The sequence below is a fragment of the Streptomyces diversicolor genome, from assembly GCF_057537855.1.
The window spans coordinates 26195-35732 of the sequence record NZ_BAAJXA010000066.1 but is presented as its reverse complement, the minus strand read 5'-3'; the positions used below and the strand labels follow the sequence as shown (position 1 = coordinate 35732).

Annotated in this window: 9 protein-coding genes; 5 read left to right on the top strand and 4 right to left on the bottom strand. The window is 70.5% G+C overall.

The features are described 5' to 3' along the window. Window positions 1-429 precede the first annotated feature (429 nt). The 3 genes from AC27LF_RS42620 to AC27LF_RS42610 are packed head-to-tail and all read left to right on the top strand — an operon-like array spanning window position 430 to window position 4099. Window positions 430-2940 (top strand): helicase associated domain-containing protein, encoded by a 2511-nt coding sequence (locus tag AC27LF_RS42620; RefSeq protein WP_479661348.1) that lies wholly within the window; start codon window positions 430-432, stop codon window positions 2938-2940. Then, on the top strand, window positions 2940-3248 hold the full coding sequence (locus tag AC27LF_RS42615; protein ID WP_479661349.1) for a hypothetical protein: 309 nt from the start codon (window positions 2940-2942) through the stop codon (window positions 3246-3248). Before AC27LF_RS42620 ends, AC27LF_RS42615 begins: the two co-directional genes overlap by 1 nt. Next, a complete protein-coding gene (locus AC27LF_RS42610) occupies window positions 3245-4099 on the top strand; it encodes a hypothetical protein (protein ID WP_479661350.1) in 855 nt (284 codons plus the stop codon). The genes AC27LF_RS42615 and AC27LF_RS42610 overlap by 4 nt, the downstream gene beginning before the upstream one ends. Window positions 4100-4182: 83 nt before the next feature. Here AC27LF_RS42610 and AC27LF_RS42605 read toward each other — a convergent pair whose 3' ends face one another. Beyond that, window positions 4183-4788 (bottom strand): hypothetical protein, encoded by a 606-nt coding sequence (locus tag AC27LF_RS42605; protein WP_479661351.1) that lies wholly within the window; start codon window positions 4786-4788, stop codon window positions 4183-4185. 277 nt (window positions 4789-5065) lie between these two features. Here AC27LF_RS42605 and AC27LF_RS42600 point away from each other — a divergent pair, with 277 nt between their 5' ends. Then, on the top strand, window positions 5066-5776 hold the full coding sequence (locus AC27LF_RS42600) for a hypothetical protein (RefSeq protein ID WP_479661352.1): 711 nt from the start codon (window positions 5066-5068) through the stop codon (window positions 5774-5776). Between the two features lie 223 nt (window positions 5777-5999). Here the strand turns inward: AC27LF_RS42600 and AC27LF_RS42595 are convergent, their stop codons facing one another. The 3 genes from AC27LF_RS42595 to AC27LF_RS42585 all read right to left on the bottom strand — a co-directional run bounded on the left by AC27LF_RS42595 (window position 6000) and on the right by AC27LF_RS42585 (window position 8044). Next, window positions 6000-6239, bottom strand: coding sequence for a DUF6207 family protein (locus AC27LF_RS42595; protein ID WP_479661353.1), 240 nt, complete (start codon window positions 6237-6239; stop codon window positions 6000-6002). Window positions 6240-6313: 74 nt separating this feature from the next. Continuing rightward, entirely contained in the window at window positions 6314-6586 is a 273-nt protein-coding gene (locus AC27LF_RS42590) for a hypothetical protein (RefSeq protein ID WP_479661354.1), read from the bottom strand. A gap of 90 nt (window positions 6587-6676) precedes the next feature. Then, on the bottom strand, window positions 6677-8044 hold the full coding sequence (locus tag AC27LF_RS42585; RefSeq protein ID WP_479661355.1) for a replication-relaxation family protein: 1368 nt from the start codon (window positions 8042-8044) through the stop codon (window positions 6677-6679). 799 nt (window positions 8045-8843) lie between these two features. Between AC27LF_RS42585 and AC27LF_RS42580 the strand changes: the two genes are divergently transcribed. Then, a complete protein-coding gene (locus tag AC27LF_RS42580; protein WP_479661356.1) occupies window positions 8844-9269 on the top strand; it encodes a hypothetical protein in 426 nt (141 codons plus the stop codon). The last annotated feature ends 269 nt before the right edge of the window (window positions 9270-9538 follow it).

Here is a 9538-nt window from a genome sequence, read left to right as displayed (position 1 = left end):
AGGCGGGGACCGGAATGCTGGCGCGGGCCGAATCGGGGGATTCGGCGGGGGTGACGGAGAGTCAGGGTGGCATGGAAACGCTGGGTCGGGAGTGGACTTGAAACCACGATCACGTGACCTCCCGTCAGGCTGCTTTCCTGCTCCGATAGGGCCAGACTAACAGGATCGCGCCACGTTCGAGGGATTTTCTCCCTTGTTGCTGCTTCATTTTGAAGCACGAGATAGACTCTGGACTCAGAGCGCACCACCCTTGGAACGCTCGGAGGCTTATCGAGATCGACTTAGGACCCTTGCGAGTGCTTCGGTGAGGCAGAGTAGCCAACCGCCCGAGCCACTCCCACCGTAGCCCCTGTAGCGCTTCTACGTGCAGTTTTCTCGCTTCCCTTCACTCGAACCGACCGGGCATCACTCAGGAGAAAGCAGACAGGAATGTCGACCACGAACCGCGCAGATCAGCGCGAGGCCGCCCAGCGAGAAGCCATTGACGCGGTACTGCGTGCCCTCGAACTCCCTGCAAGATCGCTGGTGCCGGAGAGGGGTCTGCGGACACAGGTGATCATGGCGACCGGGTCCGGGAAGACCCGGGTGGCGGTCCGGAGCGCGGAAGAGCTCCACGCGGGCCGTGTGCTGGTCCTCGTGCCCTCGCTGGATCTGCTCGCCCAGACCGAGTCTGCGTGGCGTGAGGGAGGCCGCCGGGGCCCGATGATCGGGGTCTCGTCCCTGCGGGGTGAGGAGGTGTCCTTCCCCAACACCACGGACGTGGACGAGCTGGTGGAGTGGACGAGGGGCTTGGAGAAGGTCACCGTGTACGCCACGTACGCGAGCCTGGGTCTGGGCACGCTGGAGCGGGCGCATGCCGCCGGCCTTTCGGCGTGGGACCTGATCGTGGTCGATGAGGCGCACCGGACTTCGGGCCGGATCGGCAAGCCGTGGGCGGTCGTTCACGACAACACCCGCATCCCGTCCCTGCGCAGGCTGTACATGACGGCCACGCCCCGGCTGTGGCAGCTGGACGAGGACCAGGAGCAGGGTGCGCCGGGTGAACTGGTGGCCAGCATGTCGGATGACCCGGACGGGCCGTTCGGCAGCCGCTGCTTCACCCTGACGCTGTCGGAGGCGATCGACCGGGGCATCTGTGCGCCGTACCAGGTGGTGTGTGTGGACATCACCGACACGCAGTTCCAGGCCGCGCTGCTGCTGGGTGCCGAGGGCCGGTCGGACGAGATGCGCGGGGCCCGGCTCGCCGCGCTCCAGACGGCCCTGGTGAAGGCCTCAGCCGAGGAAGCCTTCAAGCGCACGCTCGTGTTCCACCACGTCATCAAGGAGGCCGAAGCCTTCTCGGCCGGAGTCCCGGACGTCGCGGCGCAGCTGCACGCCGCCGATCCGGAGCTGTACCCGGCGACGGTGTGGGCGGACTGGCTGTGCGGCGATCACAAGGCGCTGCACCGCCGGCGGGTGCTCGGGGAGTTCTCCTCCCTGATCGCCACGGACGGCACGGTGGTGGAGAAGGCGTTCCTCAGCTCGGTGAAGGTGTTGGGCGAGGGCGTCGACACCCGCAACTGCGACTCCGTGTACTTCGCGGACGTGCGCGGGTCGATGCCCGATCTGGTCCAGGCCGTGGGGCGTGCGCTGCGGATGCAGCCCGGCGAGGGCAAGATGGCCTCCCTCGTGGTGCCGGTGCTGCTGGCTCCCGGGGAGACGGCGGACAACATGCTCACCAGCCGGGCGTTCGGCGGGCTGGCGAAGCTGCTGGAGGCGCTCAGGGCGCACGACACCCGCATCGTCGAACAACTGGCCCAACAGCAGGCCCCGAGCCGCTACAAGCCCGTCCAGAAGGACGCCAAGGGCAAGGAGAAGAGCGGGGGCGGGGACGGTGGTCCGTCCGCGTCGGCGAAGGCGTTGCTGAAGTTCTCCACGCCGCGTGACCCTGCCGCGCTGGCCGCGTTCATCAACCTGCGGGTCCTCAACCCCGAGCACGAGCACTGGCGGCGCGGCATCGAGGCCGCCGTGCTGTACGCGCGCGAGGTCGGGGACCTGAAGGTGCCGTTCACGTACCGGGTGCCTGCGGGTGAGGAGGCTCAGGCTGAGGGGTGGCCGGCCTCGCTGGCCAACTTCCCGCTGGGGCAGTGGATCGCCGACGCCCGCCGCTTCTACGCCCGCGGGGACATGGAGGAGGACCGCGTCCAGCAGCTGGAGAAGCTGGGCATGGTCTGGTCGCACTTCGACGTCGCGTGGGAGGAGGGCCTGGCCGCCGCCCGTGGGTGGGCTGCCGAGAACGGGCACCTGCTTGCCCCTCTGGACGCCACCTACCAGGGCGCGAAGGTGGGCATCTGGCTCAAGAACGCGCGGGCCGCCGCCCGCAAGACAGCCGAGATCGAGCAGCGGCGTGCCGAGGGCCTGCCGGTGGGATCGGTGGCCGGCGCGCTGTCGGAGGACCGGCGCGAGCAGCTGGAGGAGATCGACGCCTCGTGGTGCCCCACCTGGCCGGTGGAGTGGCAGCGGGCGTTCCACCTCACCCGGCTGCACCTGGACGAAGGCGGCGAGCTGCCGACCGAGCCGGGTGACGTCCTGCGCCAGGGCGAGGATCTCGGGCGGTGGGTGCGTGCCCAGCGGCTGGGCTGGGACAAGCTCACCGGAGTGCAGCAGTGGATGTGTGAGCAGGTCCTCGGGATCGAGCCCGCCACCGAGGACGAGAAGCCCAAGCCGCGCCGTACGCAGGCCGACAAGTGGGCCGCCAACCTGGCCGCCGCGAAGCAGTTCTACGAGCGTGAGGGCCACCTGATCGTCCCCCGCAAGCACGTTGAGACCGTGCTCTCGGACGAGGGATGGGAACTGCAGTTCCGTCTGGGGGCATGGGTCAGCAACCAGCGCTCCCGTGCGGCGACGCTGCCGGAGGACCGGCGCGAGCAGCTGTCCGCGATCGGGATGCGGTGGTCGTGATGGGTGGGAGCGCCGCAGTCATCACGGCGGCCGCCGTGGCTCTGGTGGCGGGTTACCTGGTGGGCCGGGTGCGGCCGTGGCAGCGGCTGGGCGACTGGGCTGAGGACCAGGTGCGGTTCACCGGAGCGTGGGTGCGCGGCGGCCGGGTGCGCCAGGGCGTCGTCGTCCTGGTCCACGTTCTCGTCCGGCCGCGCACCAGCTGGCGCATCTGGCGTACCCCGGCCCCCGAGACGCGGGTGCCGGCACCTGTACGCGACCCCGACTGGGTCAGCCGTCACACCACAGGAGACAAGGGAGGAACAGCATGAGCACCGAGCAGCCCGACCCGTACATGGAGGAGCTGACCCGGATCAGCCAGCACCAGAGCGAGGCGGTGACCGCGCGGATCGCGGTGTTCGAGGTGCTCGCCCGGGCCGGGGTCTCCCGCGCCCAGGCGGACGAGCTCGTCTCGAGGCTGGAGGCCGGTGCGGTGGCCGGCGCCCACACCTGGGTCTCCGAGAACAGCCCGCCGCACGATGCCGAGCAGGGCTTCCAGAAGGGTTGGTTCAGGGGCGTACGGTCGGCCGCGAGCCAGCTCCTGCAGATCGCGGACACTACCGCCGCCCAGCGTGGGCGTGCCGAGTCCAACGCCCTGCTGATGGCGACCGGGTCGGCCAAGACCCTGGTCGCGGCACGCGGTTCTGCAGATCTTCAGGCTGGCTGTGTGCCCGTGCCCTCGCTGGACCTGCTCGCCCAGACCGAGGCGGCGGCCCCGGCCGCGCCGCTCGATGCGGAGGAGGTCTTGGCGGCCGCGCAGCGGTGCACGTGGGCGTTGAGCGACCCGGGCAACTGGTTCCTGCCCGAGGCCTCTCGCGAGATCCTGGACGTGGCTCTCAGCGCCGTGCGCGAGGACGAGCGGGCGGACTACGTGCAGCGCCTGGGGGCGTTCGCCGACCGGCACCGCGAGCGCTTGGAGAAGACGCTGCGCGCGTACGGTCCGGGCAGCACGCCCGCCTCGCACGGCCGGTACGCCCTGGTCGGCCAGCCCGAAAGCCTGGTCATCTACGAGCGGTTCGAGGCCGCCCCGCTCCTCCTGGACGCGAAGTGGGACGGCGAGTTGGAGGATGTCCTGCTGGACGACCTGGCCTTCGTGTGGGGCACCGGACGCCGCCGGCGGTGAGCCCGGGAAGCGAGAGGAGGGCCGTACGGGAAACTCCCGTACGGCCCTCCTCAGTGTCCGGCGGTCTCGTCAGCCGGTTCGGATCAGTCCTGTTGGTCCAGGTGCCGCAGCCGCTCGTGGGCGGACTGCTTCGTGACGCCCAGGGCACGGCCGATCTCCTCCCACGAGAATTCGGCTCGGGCCTGCCGCACGGCGTCTGCCTCGGAGTCGTCCGCGATGCGGCGTAGCAGCTTGACCGCGTTGAGGACGGCCAGGGGGCGGACCTCACCGAGCTCGGTCTCGCCCTTCTTGCGCTTCTGGCTCATGTGGTAGCTGGTGCCGGTCAGGTCGTTCAGATGCCACTCCAGCGCACGGAGTGCCTTGTCGACCTCGTCCGGGAGCTCTTGAGCCAGCTCGACTTCGGCGTGGTGCGCCCATTCCTTGTAGGGGGCCTCGCTCGTCTTGTCGGGGTCGTCGAAGTCTTCCTGCGTCACCGGCCGCGCGCGGCCCTCCCACCCGCAGCCGCAAACGACCTTGACCGCGGTTGCTCGCGGGCGGCCGTCGCACCCGTCCGCGAGCAGCCACCCCCACCCGAGCCGCACCTTGTCGTCGTACGACGCCTTGGGCGGCTCCACGTCCCCGTCGACGATCGCGACCAGGTCCGCTTCGTGAATGATCTTTCCGGTGTTATGGGGGTGATCGAAGCTCATGCGTGTACCTCCTGACAGCCCGCCAGATATCGGCGTCAGGATATCCTGACGGGCTATGTCGCGTCAGGAGTTCCTGACGTCAGGGCGGACACGGTGGCGGTGTGCCGCAAGGCCGGGATCGGCCCGGGCGGGTGAATTTCCCCTCGCGTACGCGGGCGCGGATCTAAGCGAATTGGTCCAACTTGCCCAGATTTCAAGGCTCTTGACAGCCTTTCAGGTGTTCTGTCACGGTCTTGTTCGCCCACTCCGGGCGGACCACGAGAGAGGGAGATCCCCCATGACACGACGCACCGAGTACGACGAAAGCCAGGCCGCCGGACGTCTCCGGGTGCCGATCACGGCCTTCCGGTGGGCGCGGCACACCGGCCTCGTCCCGGCTCCGGACGCCTCCTCCTACCAGTGGTCGCGGGCCACTGTGGAGGCGATGGACGCGGACGCGATCCGGGCCGCGATCCCCCGCGAGCCGATCGCGGGCAGCGTCGCCGCGAACCGGATCGCCGTCGCGCTCGGCACACCGAACCCGATCGGGCACGGCGAGCGGGCGAACGTGACCGCGTTCGTGGTCCGCCGGCTCATCGCGCGCGGCCTGCTGACCGAACTCAGCGGCAACCCCGACGGGTCGCTCGTCAACCCCGACCAGGTCGACGCCGTGTGCCAGCGCGAGGACTTGGCCGACCTGGTCGCCGCCAACACCCCGCTCGGTCCCGACCAGGCCGCCGAACGCCTCGGTGTGAGGCGAGTCGAGTTCGACCACATGCGGGCCCTGGGATGGATCAAGCCCACGGAGTGGCGGGAGGTGCGGTACGGCACCTCCCGGGCCGGGGCGGTCGACGTGCCGATGTTCACCACGGCGTCCGTCGACGCGCTGCCGGGCGCGCACCCCGAGGTCGCGTGGGAGCAGTTGCGCAGCGTCGGGAAAGGCCGGCGCTCCCCGCTCGCCGCCTTGGTGAAGGCCAGGCAGCAGGAGAAGGAGGCCGCCGCGGTGTGAGCGGGCGCCACCCGTGTGGGTGATGACAGGCGGGCGGTTCGGCGGGACGCTCAGCAGAAAGTCGAGAACACCACAGACCACTTCAGGGCCCGGTCGCGCAGCGCGGCCGGGCTCGCGCCGTGCGGCGGTGTGGCCGTACCGCAGCGGCCGCGGCGCCCGGGCCGCCTGCTGGCAGGGCGGGAGTACGCCAGCAGGCGGCCGGTGTCCGTCGGGCGCCTGCTCGTCACCGAGGCGCGGCCACGCTGGCCGGTGCGGCCGGGCTGATCGGCTGGCGCAAGTCCAGGTAACAGCGCAGCCGTACTCCGGGCTCGCCAACGTCCCGCGTCGTGTGCTGTGCGGGCGACGTCGCCCACCGATCGGCGAGCCGCTGCTGGAAGGCCAGGGCGGTGGCGTCGTCGGCGGCCGCGACGTCGACGACGACCAGGCCCGGCTCACTCACGTGCGTCTCGTTGATCGGGTTCATGTACGGCACTACGCCCGGGCACCGGGGGAGAGTTCCGGCGCTGCCGTGTCTTCACCCGACCGAGTGGCGGGCCGTCAGGGGCTGTCGCCGCCCCAGTCCCAGCGGGTGGGATCGCCGGGGCGCGGGTCGTACAGCGCCCGCCCGCCAGGACCGAACTGCCCGAGCTCGGTGAGGAGGGAGACACCGTCGTCGATCTCCTCCGGTCTCCAGCCGGTGATGTCGAGCAGCAGTCCGTCCAGCGGCCCGCCCACCAGTTCGGCGTAGCTGCGTCCCGGCTTCGGGCCCGGGTGGTCGTGGTCGGCTCCGTAGATCCGGCCGCGCAGCAGCTGCTCATCGTCGCTGTCCATGCCCTTCAGCCTCGCAGCCGCCACCGACAACGAGGGCTTGCCCAGATGGTCCTGGGCAAGCCCCGCGCTGTCAGAGGTGGCTTGCCCGGGTCAGTTGCGCCAGCGTCCGAGCCAGCCGCCGGCCTTCGAGTCCTGTGCCGCTTCCGTCTCCTGGCGCTCCTGCTCCTGGCGCTCACGTTCGGCCTGTTCCGCCTGTCGCTCCGCCTCGAGGACGCGCGTCTTGCAGTCGTCGCACAGGTGCGGGTGGCTGTCCCCGCGGCCCCAGTCGACCGCGATGCTGGCTTTCCACCGGTCGTCGGTGAACTTGGTCCCGCAGTCCGCGCACACCGGGCGCTGCGCCTCACGTTCGGCTGCTTCCTGGGCGAGACGGCGCCGCCCCTCTTCGGCACGGCGGGCGAGGCCGGCATCCCGGCGAGGGTTGCCGATCGCGTCCCAGAGGTTCTGGTCGACGTCGCGGCCGAAGCGCCGGAACGCGGGCCCGGCCGGGCCGTGCTCGCGCAGCAGCTCCAGGGTGGTCGCCACGATCGGCATCTTCCCGTTGTAGATGCGGAAGCCGCCTTCGGCCCACTGGCCCTGCCAGTGCTCGCGCGTGAGTTCGGCGACCCGCTCCATCTGTGTCCGCGCGGTCCGCTTGCCGACCTGGTGGAAGACGAGCAGGACCGGCGGGTGCGTCGCGTCGCCCCACTGGGGAGCGGGGGCGGACCAGCGGGTGCGCCACATCGGCTTGTCCTTGCCGTCGGTGTCCTTCACCTTCCGGTGGAAGTGGCGCATGTACTTGTCGAACTTGGCCGCGATGATCGGGGCTTCCTCGGTGCAGTTGTCGGCCTCGATGAACAACAGCGGCAGCCCAACCTCCGGGGCGGTGAGGACGATGTCGGCCCACGCACATCCCACGCCGGGGTTCCTCCAGGTGCCGGTCGCCGGGAGGGCGACCTCGGTAGCGTAGGAGGTGATGCTGCCGATCCCGTCGGGCGCGTCGACCCAGGCCTGGGCGGCCGCGACGGCTTCGGCCGGCTCACCTGCCACCAGATCCAGGTCGGGCTTCGGGCGGATCATCGCGATGACCGTCTCGTTGACCGTCATCGCGTGCGAGGCTCCCGAGCGGCCCGCGCTCTTGGGCATGCCGCCCATCTCCTCCGGCCCGCGGTCCAACTCGAGGCCGGCGGCGGCCAGTCCGTCCTTGGTGAGCAGGCGCACCTCCTCCCCGCCTCGGGTGCGGCCGCCGTCGACGGACAGGCCGTGCCGTCGCAGATCATTGAGCGCGCCGCGGTGGGAGGCAGTGCGCGCCTCCTTCCGCTTGGCCGCCGTGTCCTTGGTGGTGTGCCGGTACGTCAGGTGCGGTGAGGACAGGCGCTGGATCTGGTCCGCCGTCGCGGCCTTGAGCACCCCGAGCGCGCGCAGCGCATCGGCGCGGTGCCCAGTCGACGATCCCGCCTCGTTCTCCTTGCGCTTCGCCATCAGCCCCGCCCTCCCGTCGTCCGCGTCCGCCCACCGGCCGGGCGCCGGCCCCCGGCCGCAGAGGGCACCAGGTGCGCCCTGAACCCGATGATCGCCTCCACCACTGACACCCCACCCCCACCTATTTCCCAGGGCTTGGTCAGTGAGAGGAGGAGAGAAGAGGGTTGTGACGACGCGCTGGAGCTTGGAAAAGCCGTGGTGGCCAGGGGAAATGCGGTCCGCGCTCGTGCCGGGCACGGAAGTGGGTACGGCAGTGGGATCGCAAGCGCCGGCGGCAGGAGACTGCGGCGGCTTGCCCGGCCGACCAGCCCTCCCGGCGCGGGGCGCGCGGCTCGCCGGTCGGCGGTCAGGTCAGGGTACGGCGGGCGCCTGTGTTGGGTCATCATCCCCGGTCTCTCCCTTGCGTCGTGGCGTCCTCCACCGGCCCTTGACGGCCGGTGGCACGCCCGCGCGAGGGTGAGCCGCCTCCGATGGCTCGGTGGCCGCTGCATGCCCCTCCTGCGGGCGCGTGGCGGCCATCGTGAGCGCCCACCCCTTGTCCGCGACCTGCTGGCAGCCGGTAGCGAAGTCGGTCAAGGAGAAACGTGCCGCTCCTGGCGGCCCGCGCCGAATCGGACAAGGGGTCCGTGGTCGGGCCGACCACGACTCGACAAGGGGGCGCGCTTCGACCCATACGGCACCAGTTCGCACCGGTTTGGAGAGGGGTGAGATCTCCGGCCTTTATCCACAGGGGCCTGGCGTGAGCATTCGGGTCAGTCGCCGTGATCGGCACGGCGGCCAGCCTGTTGAGGAGATCCGAATGCCGCACCTGGAGCAGTCCCGCACCCCGCTGACGCCCGGAGAGGTGGAGCTCGCCTTCGAGTACGTCCTGGCGATACAGGGCCACAGCGAGCACGGCGTTTCCACCATCGTCGATCGGACGGGGGCCGTTCCGGCGCCGTCCTACCTGTTGTTGCGGCTGGCTGAGGACATCATCCTTCCCGTCACGGACTTGGCGGCCGACGCCGATCCGTGCGCGGACTCCTTCGCCCTGGACGAGGTCGGGGGCGTCCTGCTGGCCACGCTGGAGGAGTGGACGCAAGAGTGCATCCCCAGCGCGATCTGGGGCCTCGCCAACACCATCATCCGGTTCACCGAGAACGTCCTGCGGCAGGAGGGCGAGGACATCGTCGACACCCTGAAGGCGATGCGCACCGAGCACCTGGAACGGGCCCGCACGGCGTAACCCTCGGGCGGTGCGCCTCGCCGGGTTTTCCCTTGACACGGCGCTGTGTCAAGGAAAAACGCGGCGGGTGCGCATCGGGTGGATGCACAGCATCGTCCCCGTGGATGTCGCGCACTCTCACACGGTGTCGTCCACTCCACCGATCCACCGAGTGGGCTCCACTCAGTGGAGTGGATGCCGGGCACGGTGTCATCCACTCCCGGCCGGTGGATTCCACTTAGTGGGGAGGATGCCGGGCATCGTCGGTGTGCTCGGGTGCACGGCATCGG

What these genes read in the sequence shown, in the direction of transcription:
- AC27LF_RS42580 (WP_479661356.1), top strand. Translation starts at nt 8,844, where the DNA reads ATGCCGCACCTGGAGCAGTCCCGCACCCCGCTGACGCCCGGAGAGGTG.
- AC27LF_RS42590 (WP_479661354.1), bottom strand. Translation starts at nt 6,586, where the DNA reads ATGGACAGCGACGATGAGCAGCTGCTGCGCGGCCGGATCTACGGAGCC.
- AC27LF_RS42585 (WP_479661355.1), bottom strand. Translation starts at nt 8,044, where the DNA reads ATGGCGAAGCGCAAGGAGAACGAGGCGGGATCGTCGACTGGGCACCGC.
- AC27LF_RS42610 (WP_479661350.1), top strand. Translation starts at nt 3,245, where the DNA reads ATGAGCACCGAGCAGCCCGACCCGTACATGGAGGAGCTGACCCGGATC.
- AC27LF_RS42605 (WP_479661351.1), bottom strand. Translation starts at nt 4,788, where the DNA reads ATGAGCTTCGATCACCCCCATAACACCGGAAAGATCATTCACGAAGCG.
- AC27LF_RS42615 (WP_479661349.1), top strand. Translation starts at nt 2,940, where the DNA reads ATGGGTGGGAGCGCCGCAGTCATCACGGCGGCCGCCGTGGCTCTGGTG.
- AC27LF_RS42600 (WP_479661352.1), top strand. Translation starts at nt 5,066, where the DNA reads ATGACACGACGCACCGAGTACGACGAAAGCCAGGCCGCCGGACGTCTC.
- AC27LF_RS42595 (WP_479661353.1), bottom strand. Translation starts at nt 6,239, where the DNA reads ATGAACCCGATCAACGAGACGCACGTGAGTGAGCCGGGCCTGGTCGTC.
- AC27LF_RS42620 (WP_479661348.1), top strand. Translation starts at nt 430, where the DNA reads ATGTCGACCACGAACCGCGCAGATCAGCGCGAGGCCGCCCAGCGAGAA.